Genomic DNA, 18,921 nt, shown 5'->3' with positions numbered 1-18,921 from the left:
AATAGGGGCTGGGGATAGTATTAAAACATTACGATGCACGCAAAATGCCTTAAATCTTGTCAAATGAAAAGCCCGAATAAGCTAAAAAAACGAAAAAAAATAATATTTAAGTACTATATTAGTTCCTTAAGGTTAAATTAATATTCTACCCTTAGAATTTCACTCCAAATGGCAAAATACATATAACGCTCCCTATAACAAATATTAGTGAATAGATGGGGAAAGTATTCAATGGCCGAAGGAATAATAATGTCAGATTTTTTGCCCTTTTCACGTCCGGCAATGGGTGTGGAAGAACTCACTGCGGTTAAAGATGTTCTCGAATCTGGATGGATCACCACAGGTCCGAAGAATCAGGCGCTTGAACAAGCCTTTTGCCAGTTGACGGGAAATCAACATGCCATCGCGGTCAGTTCAGCCACAGCCGGAATGCATATCACGCTGATGGCGCTGGAGATAGGTGCTGGCGATGAAGTGATCACGCCTTCTCTGACCTGGGTATCAACCCTCAATATGATTTCTTTGTTGGGCGCTACGCCGGTAATGGTAGATGTCGATCGCGATATGCTGATGGTCACGCCTGAAGCGATCGAAGCAGCCATTACGCCGCGTACCAAAGCCATCATTCCAGTGCATTATGCCGGTGCGCCAGCAGATATTGACGCCATTCGTGCCATTGGCGAACGTTACGGTATCGCGGTTATTGAAGATGCCGCCCATGCCGTCGGTACGTATTACAAAGGCCGACATATTGGTGCGAAAGGTACTGCTATTTTTTCGTTTCACGCCATCAAAAATATTACCTGTGCAGAAGGCGGCCTGATTGTTACTGATGATGAAAACCTCGCCCGCCAGCTACGTATGCTGAAATTTCATGGTCTGGGCGTCGATGCATATGACAGACAAACCTGGGGCCGCGCGCCGCAGGCAGAAGTATTAACGCCGGGCTACAAGTACAATCTGACCGATATTAACGCCGCGATTGCCCTGACACAGTTAGCCAAATTAGAGCAACTCAACACCCGTCGTCGGGAAATTGCCCTGCAATATCAGCAAGCACTGGCAGCTCTCCCCTTTCAGCCATTAAGCCTTCCCGCTTGGCCGCACGTTCACGCCTGGCATCTGTTTATTATTCGTGTCGATGAACAACGTTGTGGTATCAGTCGCGATGCGTTGATGGAAGCGTTAAAAGAAAGAGGCATTGGCACCGGATTACATTTCCGCGCCGCTCACACGCAAAAATATTATCGCGAGCGTTTTCCCACGCTGTCGTTACCGAATACCGAATGGAACAGCGAACGCATCTGTTCGTTGCCGCTTTTTCCAGATATGACCACCGCCGATGCCGACCGCGTCATCGCTGCCCTTCAGCAACTCGCAGGACAATAAGCCATGTTTGAAATCCACCCTGTTAAGAAAGTCTCGGTGGTTATTCCCGTTTATAACGAGCAGGAAAGCTTACCGGAATTAATCAGGCGCACCACCGCAGCCTGCGAAACGCTGGGGAAAGAGTATGAGATCCTGCTGATTGATGACGGCAGTAGCGATAATTCCGCACAAATGCTCGTCGATGCCTCACAAGCAGAGGGCAGCCACATCGTGTCTATTTTGCTTAATCGTAATTACGGACAGCATTCGGCGATCATGGCAGGTTTCAGTCACGTTACCGGCGACTTAATTATTACCCTCGATGCCGATCTCCAGAATCCGCCAGAGGAGATCCCCCGTCTGGTAGAAAAAGCCGATGAAGGTTACGACGTAGTGGGTACTGTGCGCCAGAATCGCCAGGATACCTGGTTTCGTAAAACGGCATCGAAGATGATTAACCGACTTATTCAGCGCACCACCGGCAAAGCGATGGGCGACTATGGCTGTATGTTACGCGCCTATCGCCGTCATATTATCGATGCCATGTTGCACTGCCATGAACGCAGCACCTTTATCCCGATTCTGGCGAATATCTTCGCTCGCCGCGCTATTGAAATTCCGGTGCATCATGCCGAGCGTGAGTATGGCGAATCTAAATACAGTTTTATGCGCCTGATTAATTTGATGTACGACCTGGTGACCTGCCTCACGACCACACCGCTACGTATGCTGAGTCTTCTCGGCAGCGTGATTGCGATTGGTGGGTTCAGCATTGCGGTACTGCTGGTGATTTTACGCCTGACCTTCGGACCACAATGGGCGGCAGAAGGCGTCTTTATGCTATTTGCCGTGCTGTTTACTTTTATTGGCGCTCAGTTTATCGGCATGGGATTGCTCGGTGAATATATTGGCAGGATCTACACCGATGTCCGCGCCCGCCCCCGCTATTTTGTTCAGCAAGTTATCCGTCCATCCAGCAAGGAAAATGAATAATGAAAACCGTCGTTTTTTGCCTACCACGATATGGGATGCCTCGGTATTGAAGCCCTGCTGGCTGCCGGTTACGAAATTAGCGCCATTTTTACCCATACTGATAATCCTGGCGAAAAAGCCTTTTATGGTTCGGTGGCCCGCCTGGCGGCGGAAAAAGGCATTCCGGTTTACGCGCCGGATAACATTAATCATCCGCTGTGGGTGGAACGCATTGCCCAACTGTCACCAGAGGTGATTTTCTCTTTTTATTATCGCCATCTCATTAGCGATGAGATTTTACAGCTCGCTCCCGCAGGTGCATTTAATCTGCATGGTTCGCTGTTACCAAAATATCGTGGTCGCGCGCCGCTGAACTGGGTGCTGGTGAACGGTGAAACGGAAACGGGCGTTACATTGCACCGAATGGTTAAACGTGCCGATGCCGGGGCCATTGTTGCCCAACTGCGCGTTGCCATTGCGCCAGATGATATCGCCATTACGCTGCATCATAAATTGTGCCATGCCGCGCGTCAGTTGCTGGAACAGACGTTACCCGCCATTAAACACGGTAAGATTCTGGAAATAGCCCAACGCGAGAACGAAGCCACCTGTTTTGGTCGCAGAACGCCGGATGACAGCTTCCTCGAGTGGCACAAACCGGCAGCCGTATTGCATAACATGGTCCGCGCCGTCGCCGATCCGTGGCCGGGTGCCTTCAGCTATGTTGGTAATCAAAAATTTACCGTCTGGTCGTCACGCGTACATCCTCATACATCCACAGCACAGCCGGGAAGCGTGATTTCTGTTGCGCCGTTGCTGATTGCCTGTGGCGATGGCGCGCTGGAAATCGTCACCGGACAGGCGGGCGACGGCATTACCATGCAAGGCTCACAATTAGCCCAGACGCTGGGCCTGGTGCAAGGTTCACGCTTGAATAGCCAGCCTGCCTGCGCCACCCGACGCCGTACCCGGGTGTTGATCCTCGGGGTAAATGGTTTTATCGGTAACCATTTGACAGAACGCCTGCTGCGCGAAGATCACTATGAAGTTTACGGTCTGGATATTGGCAGCGACGCGATAAGCCGTTTTCTGAATCATCCGCATTTTCATTTTGTTGAAGGCGATATCAGCATTCATTCCGAATGGATTGAGTATCACGTCAAAAAATGTGATGTCGTGTTGCCGCTGGTGGCGATAGCCACGCCGATTGAATATACCCGCAACCCGCTACGCGTATTTGAACTCGATTTTGAAGAGAATCTGCGCATTATCCGTTATTGCGTGAAGTACCGTAAGCGAATCATCTTCCCGTCGACTTCAGAAGTTTATGGGATGTGTAGCGATAAATACTTCGATGAGGACCATTCTAATTTAATCGTCGGCCCGGTGAATAAACCACGCTGGATTTATTCAGTATCAAAACAATTACTTGATCGGGTCATCTGGGCCTATGGCGAAAAAGAGGGGTTGCAGTTCACCCTCTTCCGCCCGTTTAACTGGATGGGGCCACGACTGGATAACCTTAATGCGGCGCGAATTGGTAGCTCACGCGCGATTACGCAACTCATTCTCAATCTGGTGGAAGGTTCACCGATTAAGCTGATTGATGGCGGAAAACAAAAACGCTGCTTTACTGATATTCGGGATGGTATCGAAGCGTTATACCGCATTATCGAAAATGCGGGAAATCGCTGCGACGGCGAAATTATCAACATTGGCAATCCTGATAACGAAGCGAGTATTGAAGAGCTCGGCGAGATGCTGCTGGCGAGCTTCGAAAAACATCCGCTGCGCCATCACTTCCCACCGTTTGCGGGCTTTCGCGTGGTAGAAAGTAGCAGCTACTACGGCAAAGGATATCAGGACGTAGAGCATCGTAAACCGAGCATCCGCAATGCCCGCCGTTGCCTCGGCTGGGAACCGAAAATTGATATGCAGGAAACCATCGATGAAACGCTGGATTTCTTCCTGCGCACTGTCGATCTTACGGATAAGTCATCATGACCAAAGTAGGTTTACGTATTGATGTCGATACTTTTTCGTGGCACCCGCGAAGGGGTGCCACGTCTGCTGGAAACCTTAAGTAAGTATAATATTCAGGCCAGCATTTTTTTCAGCGTCGGCCCGGACAATATGGGCCGCCATCTCTGGCGACTGGTGAAGCCACAGTTTTTGTGGAAGATGCTGCGCTCAAACGCGGCATCGCTTTATGGCTGGGATATTTTACTGGCAGGTACGGCATGGCCAGGAAAAGAGATTGGTCATGCCAATGCCGATATCATTCGTGAAGCGGCTAAATACCACGAAGTCGGCCTGCACGCCTGGGATCACCACGCCTGGCAAGCCCATAGCGGCAACTGGGATCGGCAAACGATGGTCGACGATATTGCACGCGGCCTTCGCACCCTGGAAGAGATTATCGGCCAACCGATAACCTGCTCCGCTGCCGCTGGCTGGCGTGCCGACCAACAGGTGATCGAAGCAAAAGAAGCGTTCCATTTGCGCTACAACAGCGATTGTCGTGGGGCCATGCCGTTTCGTCCCTTGCTCGAATCAGGAAAACCTGGCACTGCACAAATTCCAGTGACATTACCTACCTGGGATGAAGTGATTGGCCGGGATGTGAAAGCGCAAGATTTTAACGGCTGGCTACTCAACCGCATCCTGCGAGATAAAGGGACGCCGGTTTATACCATCCATGCTGAAGTTGAAGGTTGTGCTTATCATCCTGATTTTGTTGATCTCCTGAAGCGTGCCGCCCGTGAAGGCATTACGTTTTGTCCATTAGGCGAGCTGCTGCCGGAGACGTTGCCGCTCGGACATGTGGTGCGTGGAAGAATCGCTGGACGTGAAGGCTGGCTGGGTTGCCAACAAGTTGCGGGAACTCGTCCATGAAATCCATTCGCTATTACGCAGTATTCTTTGCGTTTATTACCGTCTATTATCTCTTGCCGATTAATTATCGCCTGCTCTGGCAACCTGATGAAACGCGTTATGCGGAAATCAGTCGGGAAATGCTGGCTTCCGGCGACTGGATTGTGCCCCATCTGTTAGGGCTACGTTATTTCGAAAAACCCATTGCCGGATACTGGATTAACAGCATTGGGCAATGGTTATTTGGCGCGAATAACTTTGGTGTTCGGGCAGGCGTTATCTTTGCGACCCTGTTAACCGCCGCGCTGGTGACCTGGTTTACTCTGCGCTTATGGCGCGATAAACGTCTGGCATTACTCGCCGCTGTGATTTATCTCTCGCTGCTTATTGTCTACGCCATCGGCACTTACGCCGTGCTCGATCCGTTTATTGCATTCTGGCTGGTGGCGGGAATGTGTAGCTTCTGGTTGGCAATGGATGCGCAAACGTGGAAAGGCAAAAGCGCGGGATTTTTACTGCTGGGAATCACCTGCGGTATGGGGGTAATGATCAAAGGTTTTCTCGCCCTCGCCGTGCCGGTATTAAGCGTGCTGCCATGGGTGGCGACGCAAAAACGCTGGAAAGATTTCTTTATTTACGGCTGGCTGGCAATCATCAGTTGTGTACTGACGGTTCTCCCCTGGGGGTTAGCAATAGCGCAACGGGAGCCTGACTTCTGGCATTATTTTTTCTGGGTTGAGCATATTCAACGCTTTGCGATGGATGATGCCCAACATAAAGCCCCGTTCTGGTACTACTTGCCTGTCATCATTGCCGGTAGCCTGCCATGGCTGGGATTACTCCCCGGCGCACTGTGTGCTGGCTGGAAAAACCGCAATCATTCCGCAACCGTCTATTTGTTGAGCTGGACGGTGATGCCACTGCTGTTTTTCTCCATCGCCAAAGGCAAATTACCCACCTATATTCTCTCCTGCTTTGCGCCTTTAGCGATGTTGATGGCGTATTACGCGTTGCAGGCAGCAAAAAATAATCCTCTGGCGCTGCGGATTAATGGCTGGATCAATATCGCATTTGGCGTCACTGGCATTATTGCCACGTTTGTAGTCTCTCCCTGGGGACCAATGAGTACGCCAGTCTGGCAAACTTTCGAAATCTATAAAGTCTTTTGCGCATGGTCGATTTTTTCGCTATGGGCATTTTTCGGCTGGTACACATTAACGAACATTGAAAAAAACTGGCCTTTTGCGGCACTTTGCCCGTTGGGGCTGGCGTTGCTCGTGGGTATTGCGATCCCCGACAGAGTCATGGAAGGCAAACATCCGCAATTTTTTTGTCGAGATGACGCAAGAATCACTTCAGCCGAGCCGCTATATTCTTACTGATAGCGTCGGCGTTGCCGCAGGTCTGGCATGGAGTCTGCAACGCAATGACATCATCATGTATCGTCAGACGGGTGAGTTGAAATATGGCCTTAACTACCCGGATGCGAAAGGCAGATTTGTCAGCGGTGATGATTTCGCCAACTGGCTTAATAAGCATCGTCAGGAGGGGATTATTACTCTCGTACTTTCGGTTGACCACGATGAAGACATTAACAGTCTCCCCATTCCACCTGCAGACGCCACCGATCATCAGGGACGTCTGGTGCTCTTTCAGTATCGGCCTAAATGATCTGGCTGATATTAGTGTTTGCCAGCTTGCTTAGTGTTGCCGGGCAACTCTGCCAGAAACAGGCGACGAGCTTTGTGGCGATAAACAAACGGCGTAAACATATCGCGCTGTGGCTGGGGCTGGCATTGGTTTGTCTGGGGCTGGCAATGCTGCTCTGGTTGCTGGTATTGCAGAACGTACCGGTAGGCATTGCTTACCCAATGTTGAGTCTGAATTTTGTCTGGGTGACGCTGGCTGCGATAAAACTGTGGCACGAACCAGTGTCTTTTCGTCACTGGTGTGGGGTGGCGTTCATTATTGGTGGCATTGTGATCCTCGGGAGTACGGTGTAATGGGCCTGATGTGGGGATTATTCAGCGTCATTATTGCCTCAGTTGCGCAATTAAGCCTGGGTTTTGCGGCAAGTCATCTACCACCGATGACGCAGTTGTGGGATTTTATCGCTGCGCTTTTGGCTTTTGGCCTGGATGTCCGGATGCTGTTGATCGGGCTACTGGGTTATCTGCTTTCCGTTTTTTGTTGGTACAAAACACTTCATCAACTCACACTCAGCAAAGCCTATACTTTGCTGAGTGTGAGTTATGTACTGGTATGGATTGCATCAATAGTACTTCCCGGCTGGGAAGGGACTTTTTCTGTGAAGGCACTGCTTGGAGTGGCCTGTATTATGGGTGGATTAACGCTGATTTTCCTGCCAGTTCGAAATAAAAATCACTGACGATTTCTGGCCATTTTGCGTACATTCTCCCACTCTTCGCCACTGTAGCTTCGGGCATCAATAACTTTAATTGTGCGTTGTGTATCCCGGTTAATACAGTACATAGCATCCTGTAGCGGTGAGAGTAAATCGCCAGGCTGAACAATGACATCATTGCACACTTCGGCAATCATTTTGAGAGCACCACTGGTATCACTAAGGACCAATACATGACGATTTTTCGCCACGCCGCAACACGTCTTTTTTACTAACCACTCCATTGTACCTCCCTGTCAGATAAGAATTTTCACATTAATTTACAGATTAACATATAAACTCATTATCAATGGCAATGGAATGGTAAAAATGAGAAGTGAAACGGATGGTTAATTATTGCAGGCGTTGCACCCACTCTTTTAGCGCCTGACGTGAAATCTTAATGCCTCCGTTTTTCAATTCAGGCGGCAGCGTTAGCCAACGCACCGGTTGTTGAAAACGGGCCAGCTTATCTTTCACCCATTCGCCAAGATCAACGCTTTGCTGGTCATACTCCACCACCGCTACCGGACGATGACCAAACTCCTTGTCGGCAACGGGAACGATAAACACCTGCAAAACCGCAGGATGTGCGGCAATCACACGTTCGACTTCTTCTGGCTGAATGCCTTCGCCACCACTGAAGAACAGATTGTCTAAACGTCCGACAATGGTCAGCTTGCCATTATGCATCTCACCGCGATCGCGCGTGGCGTACCAGCCTTCGTCATTCACCAGCGGCACCAGTTGCCCGTTACGCCAGTAGCCTTCTGCCATACTGGCAGCCCGCAGCCACACTTCATCGTTAACGATTTTCACTTCCCGACCGGGCAGCGGCGAGCCTACGTCAGCCAGGCCGTCCGCTTCTTTCGCGCAAACCGTGGAAGCGAACTCCGTCAGACCATAGCCACAAAAGCAGCGAATCCCCTGCTCGCGCGCCTGTTCCGTCAACTCGACCGAGATCGCTGCGCCGCCAAGCAACACCGCTTTCAGGGAAACTGAACTACGGTTAACCAGCAAACGCCAGAGCTGCGTCGGCACCAACGATGCGTGAGTACAGCCTGCCAGCATTTGCTCCAGCGGTTGTTTATCGCGTACCGTCATCCGCGCACCAGCGTATAACCAGCGCCACATAATTCCCTGACCGGAGACGTGAAACAGCGGCAAAGAGAGCAGCCAGTCATCGTGATCGCCAAATGGAATCAGCGATAACACCCCTTCGGCACTGGCAAGATGGGCCTGATAAGTATGAACTGCGGCTTTTGGCAAGCCAGTGGAGCCGGAGGTCAATGTCATTGAGCACAGGCGCGTCGGCTGCCACGCAGCGGCATGTGCGCCTTCAACCAGCTGAATGTGCAGCGACGTTAACGCCGGAAACGTGTTTTCCCCTTCCGGCACCAGCGCAAATTGCAGAGTGAGATTTGGCAGCAATTCCTCAAGCAACGGTTGCGGCAGTTGTGGATTCACGGGCAGCACCCGCGCCCCGCATTGCAGTAACGCCAGCCAGGCGAGCAACGTTTGTGGCGTATTCCACGCCCGCAACATTACGCCGCAGCCCGCAACCACACCCTGCGCCGCAAAGCCTGAGGCTAACTCATCGACGCGAGCACAAAGCTCGCACCAGTTGAGTTGCTCGTCATTAAGACGTAAGGCAATGGCTTCTCCCCGCACCTGCCGCCAGTGACGCCACGGCCAGTCAGAGAAGATCATAACAGCCGCTCCAGTGCATCAACTTCCACTAATGGCAGCGGGCTACCCGGCCAGCAACGAACCTGCTGCGCCTGCATCAGATCCAGCGTATCCAGCCCCGGAATGGTGTCTGGCGTTAACCAGGCAGCAATCCGCGCCAGTTGCGTTAAGCCTAAGCTCGACTCGATGGAAGAACTGATCACTGCCGTCAGCCCCAGCGCGTGCGCCGCCTGCACCTGCTCGCGGACTTTCTCCAGGCTGCCCGTGAGCGTGGGTTTGATCACCACCGCACGCACGCCCTCTTCCGCCACAAAGGCAAAATCCGGCTCGCGCAGGCTTTCATCCCAGGCAATGGCAATGCCGGTTTCACGGGCAAACGCACGCGAATCATCGCGGGTTTTGCACGGCTCTTCGAGAAACGCGATGCGGTGGCGATAATCCGGGTTAACGTATTTGGCAAACTGCTGGCCTTTCAGCGGCGTCCAGGCGCGGTTTGCGTCAAGACGCAAATGCAGATCCGGAACTGCCTCCAGCAAAAGATTGACCACCATGCCGTCGCGCACGGCTTCGTACAATCCCACTTTGACCTTCGCCACTTTCTCGCCAGGCATATCGGCAAGTTTGAGGATCAGATCGTCCGGATCGCCATTACACAACGGTGCAGCACGGTAATTTGCTGCCTGCGGGAGCGTATCTGCCAGTTCAGCCAGCGCGCAGCTCACGCCAAAGGCGACGGAAGGCGTCTGTGGTAGCTCGCAATCACCTGCCAGCCAGTCATTTACCCAGGCAAGCAGCACACTTTGCGCCTCTTCCCAGGTTTCCTGACTGAAGCCCGGCAGTGGGGAGATCTCCCCCCACCCTTCACGCTCGCCCTCACGCAGGCAAACATACAGCCCGTCGCGGGTTTTTAACCGCCTGTCGCGCAGAACCACCCCCGCGTCCATGGGGATCTGCCAGCGGTATACCTGCGCGCTACGCATTACGGATTCCGTTTAAATTTGCTGAAATCAGGCTGACGTTTCTGGTTGAAAGCGTTGCGACCTTCCTGACCTTCTTCCGTCATGTAGAACAGCATGGTGGCGTTACCCGCCAGTTCCTGCAGACCTGCCTGACCGTCACAGTCGGCGTTCAGTGCAGCTTTCAGGCAACGCAGCGCCATCGGGCTGTTTTGCAGCATTTCGCGACACCAGCGGACGGTCTCTTTTTCCAGATCGGCCAGCGGCACCACGGTGTTCACGAGGCCCATATCCAGCGCCTGTTTTGCATCGTACTGACGGCACAGGAACCAGATTTCACGCGCTTTTTTCTGCCCGACGATGCGAGCCATATAGGAAGCTCCCCAGCCGCCGTCGAAGGAACCGACTTTCGGGCCAGTCTGACCGAAGATGGCATTATCTGCCGCGATAGTCAGGTCGCACATCATGTGCAGAACATGACCGCCGCCGATGGAGTAGCCAGCCACCATCGCGACAACCGGTTTCGGACAGGTACGGATCTGACGCTGGAAGTCCAGCACGTTGAGGTGATGTACGCCGGAATCATCTTTATAGCCGCCGTAGTCGCCACGTACTTTCTGGTCACCGCCGGAGCAGAACGCTTTATCGCCCGCGCCAGTCAGAATGATCACGCCGATGTTGTCGTCATAACGGGCATCCGCCAGCGCCTGGATCATCTCTTTTACCGTCAGAGGACGGAAGGCATTGCGCACCTGCGGACGATTAATGGTGATTTTTGCGATACCGTCGGTGGATTTTTCATAACGAATGTCCTCGAAACCTTCGGAACAGTCGTGCCATTCAACCGGTGCGTAAAGCATTGCTTCATCAGGATAAATCATATTGTGTCCTTTAGTCAGAAACGCAAGATCTGCGCCAGACTTGCTATTACGCCAGCGGGATTTTCCCGATGCGCGTTATGTCCGGCGCGAGGAATGACATGGCAGTCGGCAGCCAGTTCCGCCGCCAGAGCGCGGAATTTGCTGTCACGTTCACCACATAAATAATAAAACGCAAATGTGCGGGCGCTAAGGTTAGCACGTAAATCAGGCTGGACGGCGAGAGAAGTCGCCGCCAGCATGGCGGCAAGCGTTGCGCCATTATTGTTGCTGCGCAGCGCAACCAGCTCCCGGCGTTGATCGTCATTGAGCGAGGCAAAAACAGGCTGTTGGTACCAGTCGGTAAACACCGCCGTTAATGGTTCTGTGCGAAAACGCTGCGCCCAGCGATGATCGGAAAGCTGACGTTCCGTGCGTTGTTCAGCATGTTGCAGCCCGGGATGCCCACCTTCGACAATCACGCCACAAAGCCCCGCCATCTCCTGACAAGCCGCCATCATCGCCACCCGTCCGCCGAGCGAGTACCCCACCAGCCAGAAGTTAAGGATGTTGTAACTAACAAGGGTTTTACGCAGTACGCCAGTGACATCATCAAATCCATCGACGCTAATTGCCGCCGAACCACCGTGACCTGGCAGATCAACATACAACCGCGAGTAGTCGGCAAACGCCTCGCCCACTTCTTGCCATTCATGGCAATCGCCGGAAAAACCGTGCAAAAACACCAGCCAGGGTAAACCTGGTTTGCCGTGTTTTGCCTGCGCGTGCAGGATCATAAATGGCTTACCTGCGCCAGCAGTTGCTGGAGGGTTTGCGCGCCGTCGGTGTCGTTAACCACCATTTCAATTACCGTGGTGGTCGGAGTGCGCCAGGCGTCGGCAAGTGCCGTTTCAAGTTCCTGCCAGTTTTGCGGACGATGATATTTCAGCTCAAACATCGCGGCAGCGTGCTCAAAATGGACGTTTTGCGGCATCAGGTAAAAAACGCTCGCGCTCGCTTTTCGGCGTTGGCAGCAGCGAGAAAATTTGCCCGCCGTTGTTGTTCACCACAATTAATACCAGCGGCGCGGAAACCTGGCGCAATAACGCCAGCGCGTTGAGATCGTAAAGTGCGGAGAGATCGCCCACAATCGCCAGCGTCGATTTTCCACTCGCCCGCTGAACGCCTGCGGCGGTAGAGAGCAGCCCATCAATTCCGCTGGCCCCACGGTTGCTATATACCGGATAACCTGCCGGAAGTTGCGAAAGCGCATCGATCAAACGCACGACCAGGCTGTTACCGACAAACAGTTGCCCCTGTTCAGGCAAATAGTCGCTGATGCGGTGCGCCAGTTGTGCTTCGCCAAACACATCGCGACGGGCAACAACTGCCTGCATCGCCTGTTCAGCCAGACCCGGGATCTCCACGCACCAGGCTGACGTTTTTTCAGCCGGATGCAACTCCAGCCAGTCGGCAATATTGGCGACCAGGCGACGTCCACGGTGGTGTGCCGGGTCAAGCTGCCCTTCGATGTTATCAACAATCCAGTACTCTTCTGGCTCACAGCTCGCCTGCCATTGCAGTAACCGTTTACCAGTCAGGCTGCTCCCCAGTTGCACGACAATCTGCGCCTGCTGTAACTCACTCACCGCTTTGGCATTGCCTAACCAGAGATCGGCACACGGCAGCGGCTGCCCGGTTTGCGACAGCACGTCGCCAATCAGCGGCCAGCCAAGAGTTTGTGCCCACAATGCAACTTTTTTTGCCCTCTTCCGCACTCATGCGCCCGGCAACCACCACGCCGCGCTTTTGCCGCCAGAAGAACCAGTCGCGCTGTTTTTCGCTCTCAAGACGAGGCGCTTCACGCAGCCACGGTTTGTCGCCCTGCCACCAGTCGCCAAGACGTTGTTGCCAGCTAAGTCCGGTATCGTCCATCTCGCCATAAAGCGGTTCGGCAAACGGGCAGTTGATATGGACTCCACCCGCATGCAGCGTGCCTAAAGCATGGTCGATAGTAGAAACCAACCAACGGGCGGGAATATCCTGCGTCGGGCGCGGTAGTGAAATGCTATGCGTAGGATGAGAGGCGAACATGCCCGGCTGACGAATTGCCTGATTTGCGCCGCAGTCAATCAATTCCGGAGGACGATCGGCGGTTAACAGGATCAGTTTTTCTCCGGTTAACCCAGCTTCAATCAGTGCCGGATAGAGATTCGCTACCGCCGTGCCGGAGGTCACTATCACCGCCACTGGCTGTTTGCTGACCTTTGCCAGTCCCAGCGCCAGATGCCCGAGCCCACGCTCATCAAAATGAGTGTGATGAATGAAAGCGGAATTTTCCGCCGCCGCCAGAGTTAATGGCGTAGAACGAGAGCCAGGGGCGATGCAGACGTGTCTGACGCCGTGACGTGTTAATGCTTCCAGAATGACCGCCGCCCAGCGTCGGTTAAATGCGCTTACTGACATGAGTTTGTCCGGTATCAATATTGCGGCTAAGTATAAGGAGCTACAAAAAGAGATTATTGATATGAATCGGTAATGATGCGACTCATTACTATTCCAATTGTAATAAAGTGCGCAGTCCTGCCGCTTTGTTGTCGATTTCCTGCCACTCCAGTTCGGGGTCTGAGCCTCGGACAATACCCGCTCCGGCATACAATCGCACGACATTGCCACTGATTTTCGCCGAGCGCAGGGAAACGCAGAATTCGCTTTGTTGTAATGAGAGATAGCCCGCAGAACCCGCATACCATTCACGGGTAAACGGTTCGTGCCGGGCGATGAACTGCCGTGCCAAATCGCGCGGTAAACCTGCCACCGCTGCCGTTGGCTGCAACTGATGCAGACAAACCACATCATCTGCCGTATTAAGCGAGGTCCAGATACAGCGACGCAGATGCTGCACTTTACGCAGACGAAGCACCTGCGGCGGTAAAACATCCAGCGCCTGGGTGTCGCTCTGTAATCGCTGGCAGATATCTTCCACCACCAGCATATTCTCGCGCTGGTTTTTATCATCCGCCATCAGCCACTCACCCAGTTGCTGCGCCTGTTTATCATCAGGATGATTCGCTACCGTTCCCGCCAGTGCTTCAGTACGCAACGCTTTGTCACGCCGCCGCCAAAGCCGCTCAGGAGATGAACCCAGGAACGCGCTTTCGCCATCAAAAGCCATGTAGAAATGGTAGCAGTTCAGGTTCAACCGACGACTGGCAGCCATCATTGCCGCCGCGTTAACTGAATCGGAGAAATGCAGATCGGTCGCCCGCGCCAACACCACTTTATCCAGTTCACCTTCAGCAATGGTGTCGGTCGCCAGTTTAATTAACCCCGCCCAGGCTGGTTTGTCCGGCCAGTGATTTTCTTGGGTGATGGTTAAATGCAGAGCTGACAACGGTTTAATGTTTGCCAGAGCCGCAATGAATTCCTTTGCCTGATGTGCGTCGTGCTGAAGGGAGTTTTCGCTGAAAAGGGTCAGTCGAAGGATCGCTTTGCCTGCACAGCGTCGCCATTCCAACCGCGGGAGGAGTAAATTGCCCTGGGAAGGGTCAAACGCATTCAGCCCCCAGATACGTAAGTCGGTGTGATCCGGGTGTTGTCGGAGAAAACACTGCGCCTGCGCCAGCGACGAAAAGCTGGCTATTGTACCCAGCACGGCAGCCTCTTCATCACCATTGCGTTGTTGCCAGTAAAATTGCGGATACATTTTCTGGCTGGCCAGCCAGCTTAAGGCATCAAAAGCGTCATTTAATGGGAAAGGAACATCAAAAACCCGAATGCCGGGCGTCGCTGGAAACTCTTGCGACAGATGGCGCAATAAATTTTCCAGCGCCGTAGTGAGTGATTGCACGCGGACCTCTCCCTGTTAAAAGCCTCACATTATACGGGGTACTGCAAAAAAAATGCAGTACCCCAGTGTAGGGAGGTTTTAACGGCGTGCCAGCAACAGTCCTAATACCAAACCAACCGCAGCGCCAACGCCAATCCCCTGCCACGGTTTTTCATGAACGTAGTCATCAGCACGATAAACCGCTTGCTTCGCCCGATAGTAATAGCTGTCTGAAGCCTGACTGACTCTTTTTTCCACATCATCCAGCGCCTTCTCTGCTCGCGCCTTCAGCTCAACATATTTCTGATCGGCGGGATCGCCAGAGGAGCGCAGCACTTCTTCCAGTGTTTCACTCAGCAACGTCAGGTCGTCATCGATGCGTGTATCACCAAATTGATTAGACATTCTCGTTCTCCATTTGCTTAAAACCTGCCACTAACTATAGACAACGGTTATCAATTACGCCTGAATGACTTCGCGCGCCATCCCGATGTGGGGAATACCATCTTCCTCGTAAATGTCGGTCACAGGGATAAAGCCAAAACTGCGGTAAAAGTTTTGTAAGTGCGCCTGCGCTCCCAGATAAATCGCCTTGTCCGGCCAGTGGCGCGTACATGATTCCAGCGACTTACTCATCAGTTGCTGCCCCACTTTTTCGCCGCGCAACGCTTCGCTGACAATCACCCGACCAATCACCACCGGTTCGAGATCATCATCACTTTTCAGAATCCTCGCATACGCGACCAGTTTCCCGTTTTGCCAGCCGAGAATATGACGATTTTCACCTACCAGATCGTCACCATCGACATCCTGATAAGGACAGTTTTGTTCGACAACGAATACCGCACAACGCAGTTGTAATAAGGCATAAAGCTGAGAAACCGATAATTCAGAGTGATGAAGATCCTGCCAGTCGATCATGATGCGCTCCTTTTGGTTGTATGCCTTATACTAGCCGGATTATTTTTAGAAATGTGATGGTCTTATGGAATTAATTTTCTTAGGTACTTCGGCGGGAGTTCCGACCCGGGCGCGTAATGTCACGGCGATATTGCTCAATCTGCAACATCCGACCCAGGCCGGACTTTGGTTATTTGACTGTGGCGAAGGCACTCAACACCAAATGCTGCACACGGTGTTTAATCCCGGCAAACTGGACAGGATTTTTATTAGCCATCTTCACGGCGATCATCTTTTCGGTCTGCCCGGTTTGCTGTGCAGTCGTTCCATGTCAGGCATTGTGCAACCCTTAACCATTTATGGTCCGAAAGGTATCCGTGAATTTGTTGAGACAGCGTTACGTATTAGTGGCTCGTGGACCGATTATCCACTGGAGATTATTGAAATTAGCGCAGGCGAAATTCTTGATGATGGCTTGCGTAAAGTGACCGCTTATCCGATGGAACATCCGCTGGAATGTTACGGCTATCGCGTAGAAGAACATGATAAGCCTGGTGCGCTGAATGCCCAGGCATTAAAGGCCGCAGGCGTACCGCCAGGCCCATTGTTTCAGGATTTGAAAGCCGGAAAAACTGTCACATTGGAAGACGGTCGGCAGATTAACGGCGCTGATTACTTAGCCGCGCCTACACCAGGAAAAGCGATCGCCATTTTCGGCGATACGGGTCCTTGCGATGCCGCGCTGGCGCTGGCTAAAGGTGTAGACGTAATGGTTCACGAAGCGACTCTGGATTTGGCGATGGAGGCCAAAGCCAACAGCCGCGGCCACAGCTCCACACGCCAGGCGGCGGCACTGGCCCGTGAGGCTGGTGTCGGTAAGCTAATCATTACCCATGTTAGTTCGCGCTATGATGATAAAGGCTGTCAGCACTTGTTACACGAGTGCCGGACGATTTTCCCGGCAACTGAACTGGCGAGCGATTTCGCGGTGTTTAGCATTTAAGTCGAAAGCGGTGATTAGTTGGCAGATTAATTTAATGATGCCAACGCACTTATTTTTCATCTGTTTGCCGAATACGCTGGATGTCGATATCCGGCAAACAGATTTATCATTTTTAGTTTTGTGAATTGTCCAGACCTTCCGCCAGCCCAATCAGGCGAATAAATTCCGCTCTGTAGCCTTGTTGATCCGGTCCTTTCGCTTGCCGCGCCCACTGTTCGATCTGCTGCCAGGAGGTATTATTCAGGTATTCAGAACCGCGCAATTTTTGCCCAAATGCAGCGACTGCTGCGCGAAAACGCATATCTTCTGACGGTGCGTTTATTGTGGGTGCCAACGGAAATTCAACTAACTGACTTTCTTTTCCCTGCGGGTATTTCCAACGAATCTTTAACCAGGCCAGTTCTTTCGCTTTATCTGATTTCGCTGATTTGCTATCCGGGGCATAGCGTAACTTATCAATTGATGCTTTTTGCCCGTTCAGCGTTAGCTGCCGGTGTCGACGTCAAGGCTAAACGTCGCCAACGGGTTTTGCGCTACCTGCTTAACCGGATTATCATCGAACTGCTGATAGCGAGCGGTTCCTGGATTTGCGATACGTGTAGCTTTTGCTTTAGCCGCTCTTTCAAATGTTGGCGCTTCCTGTAATCGCCCCTGCAAAGCCTGTTTGTCTGAGGATTGTTGCGCTTCATGCTGGGCTAGGTTTTTGCTTTAGCGGCGGCGGCTCTTTGCTCCGCCACTTTTGTTGCCGCTTGTTGCGCGGCAAGTACTTGCTGGTCTGTGGGTGTAGTAGATTGTTGTTGCTGACTTTCCTTATCATCAGATTCCGGCCCACATCCTGACAAAATCAAACTACTAATAAGCAACATGATTATATTTTTATTTCGCATATAAAATCCTTTTAAATAAACTCAACCACCAGACATAAAATAGACTCTTTGTATAATCCGGCTAATCTTAATAAAATACGATCTCGAAACCTATAACAAATAATGATTCAACAACGAAACCTATCAACAATTTATATATGAAAAAAATAACTTTTTCCTTTTTTATATTATTCCTGCTTTCACTTCCTCTGATTGTTTTTTATCAACCCTGGGTCAATGCATTACCGCCAACGCCCCAGCACGCAAGTCCCGAGCAATTAGAAAAAACAGTTCGTTATTTTACACAAACTGTGCATCCACGTAGTGCCGACAATATTGATAATCTGAATAGATCCGCAGAGTATATAAAAGAGGTCTTTGTCCGTAGCGGTGCCAGAGTTACCGTGCAGGATGTCCCCATTACGGGTGGCCCCTACAAAAACATTGTTGCTGATTATGGTCCTGCCGATGGACCGCAGATTATTATTGGTGCGCACTATGACTCTGCCAACAGTTACGAAAACGATCAATTAACCTATACGCCGGGCGCGGATGATAACGCCAGCGGCGTGGCAGGATTACTCGAACTGGCACGTTTGTTACAGCAGCAAGCGCCGAAAATAGGCGTGCAACTGGTCGCCTATGCGTCGGAAGAACCGCCCTTCTTTCGTAGCAATGAAATGGGGAGCGCGGTACACGCCGCTTCGCTTGAGCGTCCGGTGAAATTAATGATAGCACTGGAGATGATAGGTTATTACGACTCCGCACCAGGGAGTCAGGATTACCCTTACTCTGTCATGTCCTGGCTTTATCCCGACCGTGGTGATTTTATTGCTGTCGTCGGCAGAGTGCAGGATATCGGCGCTGTGCGTCAGGTAAAATCTGCGTTGTTATCAGCAACAGAGTTGCCTGTTTATTCTATTAATGCACCAGGTTTTATTCCCGGCATCGACTTCTCCGACCACCTAAATTATTGGCAACACGATATTCCCGCCGTAATGATTACCGACACCGCTTTTTATCGTAATAAACAATATCACTTACCTGGTGATACCGCAGACAGACTCAATTATCAGAAAATGGCTCAGGCGGTGGATGGCGTTATAACCTTGTTGCAAAATAGTAAATGATAAAAATTCCTCGAGGAGGATCCAGAAAAAGCAACATGCACATTTTATTTTCCCTCGTCTGTTTTAAGATACG

The 18,921-nt window shown here is 51.8% G+C and carries 15 protein-coding genes and 4 pseudogenes; 9 read left to right on the top strand and 10 right to left on the bottom strand.

What is annotated here, in order from left to right; genetic code table 11:
* The first annotated feature begins 249 nt into the window (after nt 1-249).
* The 7 genes and pseudogenes from arnB to arnF all read left to right on the top strand — a co-directional run bounded on the left by arnB (nt 250) and on the right by arnF (nt 7,603).
* A complete protein-coding gene (gene arnB, locus CRI63_RS16410) occupies nt 250-1,389 on the top strand; it encodes a UDP-4-amino-4-deoxy-L-arabinose aminotransferase (RefSeq protein ID WP_135520129.1) in 1,140 nt (379 codons plus the stop codon).
* A gap of 3 nt (nt 1,390-1,392) precedes the next feature.
* The gene (gene arnC, locus CRI63_RS16405) at nt 1,393-2,361 is read left to right on the top strand and encodes an undecaprenyl-phosphate 4-deoxy-4-formamido-L-arabinose transferase (RefSeq protein WP_130221923.1); all 969 of its coding nucleotides are present in this window, start codon (nt 1,393-1,395) and stop codon (nt 2,359-2,361) included.
* 30 nt (nt 2,362-2,391) lie between these two features.
* A complete protein-coding gene (gene arnA / locus CRI63_RS16400; protein ID WP_135520127.1) occupies nt 2,392-4,344 on the top strand; it encodes a bifunctional UDP-4-amino-4-deoxy-L-arabinose formyltransferase/UDP-glucuronic acid oxidase ArnA in 1,953 nt (650 codons plus the stop codon).
* A pseudogene (arnD, locus tag CRI63_RS16395) lies at nt 4,341-5,235 on the top strand (4-deoxy-4-formamido-L-arabinose-phosphoundecaprenol deformylase). The gene arnA and the pseudogene arnD overlap by 4 nt, the downstream one beginning before the upstream one ends.
* Nucleotides 5,232-6,885 (top strand): annotated as a pseudogene (gene arnT, locus CRI63_RS16390) (lipid IV(A) 4-amino-4-deoxy-L-arabinosyltransferase). The pseudogenes arnD and arnT overlap by 4 nt, the downstream one beginning before the upstream one ends.
* Complete coding sequence (gene arnE / locus CRI63_RS16385) at nt 6,882-7,217, top strand: 4-amino-4-deoxy-L-arabinose-phosphoundecaprenol flippase subunit ArnE (RefSeq protein WP_135487493.1); 336 nt, start codon at nt 6,882-6,884, stop codon at nt 7,215-7,217. The pseudogene arnT and the gene arnE overlap by 4 nt, the downstream one beginning before the upstream one ends.
* On the top strand, nt 7,217-7,603 hold the full coding sequence (gene arnF, locus CRI63_RS16380; RefSeq protein ID WP_135520125.1) for a 4-amino-4-deoxy-L-arabinose-phosphoundecaprenol flippase subunit ArnF: 387 nt from the start codon (nt 7,217-7,219) through the stop codon (nt 7,601-7,603). Before arnE ends, arnF begins: the two co-directional genes overlap by 1 nt.
* Here the strand turns inward: arnF and pmrD are convergent.
* The 9 genes and pseudogenes from pmrD to CRI63_RS16330 form a co-directional block, all read right to left on the bottom strand.
* Nucleotides 7,597-7,863 carry a signal transduction protein PmrD gene (pmrD, locus tag CRI63_RS16375; protein ID WP_135489031.1) on the bottom strand — a complete coding sequence of 89 codons (267 nt, stop codon included), beginning with the start codon at nt 7,861-7,863 and terminating at the stop codon, nt 7,597-7,599. The genes arnF and pmrD overlap by 7 nt on opposite strands.
* Nucleotides 7,864-7,972: 109 nt before the next feature.
* Entirely contained in the window at nt 7,973-9,328 is a 1,356-nt protein-coding gene (gene menE, locus CRI63_RS16370; protein WP_135520123.1) for an o-succinylbenzoate--CoA ligase, read from the bottom strand.
* On the bottom strand, nt 9,325-10,287 hold the full coding sequence (gene menC / locus CRI63_RS16365; RefSeq protein ID WP_135520121.1) for an o-succinylbenzoate synthase: 963 nt from the start codon (nt 10,285-10,287) through the stop codon (nt 9,325-9,327). The genes menE and menC overlap by 4 nt, the downstream gene beginning before the upstream one ends.
* Nucleotides 10,287-11,144, bottom strand: coding sequence for a 1,4-dihydroxy-2-naphthoyl-CoA synthase (gene menB / locus CRI63_RS16360; protein ID WP_000639996.1), 858 nt, complete (start codon nt 11,142-11,144; stop codon nt 10,287-10,289). Before menB ends, menC begins: the two co-directional genes overlap by 1 nt.
* A 14-nt stretch (nt 11,145-11,158) precedes the next feature.
* Nucleotides 11,159-11,917 (bottom strand): 2-succinyl-6-hydroxy-2,4-cyclohexadiene-1-carboxylate synthase, encoded by a 759-nt coding sequence (menH, locus tag CRI63_RS16355; protein WP_135520119.1) that lies wholly within the window; start codon nt 11,915-11,917, stop codon nt 11,159-11,161.
* Nucleotides 11,914-13,586: pseudogene (gene menD, locus CRI63_RS23955) on the bottom strand (2-succinyl-5-enolpyruvyl-6-hydroxy-3-cyclohexene-1-carboxylic-acid synthase). Before menD ends, menH begins: the two are co-directional and overlap by 4 nt.
* Before the next feature lie 88 nt (nt 13,587-13,674).
* Nucleotides 13,675-14,970: an isochorismate synthase MenF gene (gene menF / locus CRI63_RS16340; RefSeq protein ID WP_135520115.1), complete on the bottom strand. Its 1,296-nt coding sequence runs from the start codon at nt 14,968-14,970 to the stop codon at nt 13,675-13,677.
* A 78-nt stretch (nt 14,971-15,048) separates the two neighbouring features.
* On the bottom strand, nt 15,049-15,354 hold the full coding sequence (gene elaB / locus CRI63_RS16335) for a stress response protein ElaB (protein ID WP_135520113.1): 306 nt from the start codon (nt 15,352-15,354) through the stop codon (nt 15,049-15,051).
* A gap of 54 nt (nt 15,355-15,408) precedes the next feature.
* Nucleotides 15,409-15,870 carry a GNAT family N-acetyltransferase gene (locus CRI63_RS16330; RefSeq protein ID WP_135520111.1) on the bottom strand — a complete coding sequence of 154 codons (462 nt, stop codon included), beginning with the start codon at nt 15,868-15,870 and terminating at the stop codon, nt 15,409-15,411.
* Nucleotides 15,871-15,934: 64 nt separating this feature from the next.
* On the opposite strand from CRI63_RS16330, the gene rbn reads away from it, so the two are divergent.
* Nucleotides 15,935-16,852, top strand: coding sequence for a ribonuclease BN (rbn, locus tag CRI63_RS16325; protein WP_130207200.1), 918 nt, complete (start codon nt 15,935-15,937; stop codon nt 16,850-16,852).
* A 112-nt stretch (nt 16,853-16,964) separates the two neighbouring features.
* Here rbn and CRI63_RS16320 read toward each other — a convergent pair.
* Nucleotides 16,965-17,739, bottom strand: a pseudogene (locus CRI63_RS16320) (von Willebrand factor type A domain-containing protein).
* Between the two features lie 137 nt (nt 17,740-17,876).
* Between CRI63_RS16320 and CRI63_RS16315 the strand changes: the two are divergent.
* On the top strand, nt 17,877-18,848 hold the full coding sequence (locus tag CRI63_RS16315; protein WP_135520109.1) for a M28 family metallopeptidase: 972 nt from the start codon (nt 17,877-17,879) through the stop codon (nt 18,846-18,848).
* Nucleotides 18,849-18,921: the final 73 nt, after the last annotated feature.

This window comes from Escherichia sp. E2661 (assembly GCF_004745185.1).
In the GTDB taxonomy this organism is placed as follows: domain Bacteria; phylum Pseudomonadota; class Gammaproteobacteria; order Enterobacterales; family Enterobacteriaceae; genus Escherichia.
The sequence above is the reverse complement of the archived record's forward strand: the minus strand, read 5'-3'. Positions and strand labels throughout refer to the sequence as shown.

What these genes read in the sequence shown, in the direction of transcription:
- CRI63_RS16315 (WP_135520109.1), top strand. Translation starts at nt 17,877, where the DNA reads ATGAAAAAAATAACTTTTTCCTTTTTTATATTATTCCTGCTTTCACTT.
- menB (WP_000639996.1), bottom strand. Translation starts at nt 11,144, where the DNA reads ATGATTTATCCTGATGAAGCAATGCTTTACGCACCGGTTGAATGGCAC.
- rbn (WP_130207200.1), top strand. Translation starts at nt 15,935, where the DNA reads ATGGAATTAATTTTCTTAGGTACTTCGGCGGGAGTTCCGACCCGGGCG.
- menH (WP_135520119.1), bottom strand. Translation starts at nt 11,917, where the DNA reads ATGATCCTGCACGCGCAGGCAAAACACGGCAAACCAGGTTTACCCTGG.
- arnC (WP_130221923.1), top strand. Translation starts at nt 1,393, where the DNA reads ATGTTTGAAATCCACCCTGTTAAGAAAGTCTCGGTGGTTATTCCCGTT.
- pmrD (WP_135489031.1), bottom strand. Translation starts at nt 7,863, where the DNA reads ATGGAGTGGTTAGTAAAAAAGACGTGTTGCGGCGTGGCGAAAAATCGT.
- arnE (WP_135487493.1), top strand. Translation starts at nt 6,882, where the DNA reads ATGATCTGGCTGATATTAGTGTTTGCCAGCTTGCTTAGTGTTGCCGGG.
- CRI63_RS16330 (WP_135520111.1), bottom strand. Translation starts at nt 15,870, where the DNA reads ATGATCGACTGGCAGGATCTTCATCACTCTGAATTATCGGTTTCTCAG.
- elaB (WP_135520113.1), bottom strand. Translation starts at nt 15,354, where the DNA reads ATGTCTAATCAATTTGGTGATACACGCATCGATGACGACCTGACGTTG.
- menC (WP_135520121.1), bottom strand. Translation starts at nt 10,287, where the DNA reads ATGCGTAGCGCGCAGGTATACCGCTGGCAGATCCCCATGGACGCGGGG.
- menE (WP_135520123.1), bottom strand. Translation starts at nt 9,328, where the DNA reads ATGATCTTCTCTGACTGGCCGTGGCGTCACTGGCGGCAGGTGCGGGGA.
- arnB (WP_135520129.1), top strand. Translation starts at nt 250, where the DNA reads ATGTCAGATTTTTTGCCCTTTTCACGTCCGGCAATGGGTGTGGAAGAA.
- arnF (WP_135520125.1), top strand. Translation starts at nt 7,217, where the DNA reads ATGGGCCTGATGTGGGGATTATTCAGCGTCATTATTGCCTCAGTTGCG.
- arnA (WP_135520127.1), top strand. Translation starts at nt 2,392, where the DNA reads ATGGGATGCCTCGGTATTGAAGCCCTGCTGGCTGCCGGTTACGAAATT.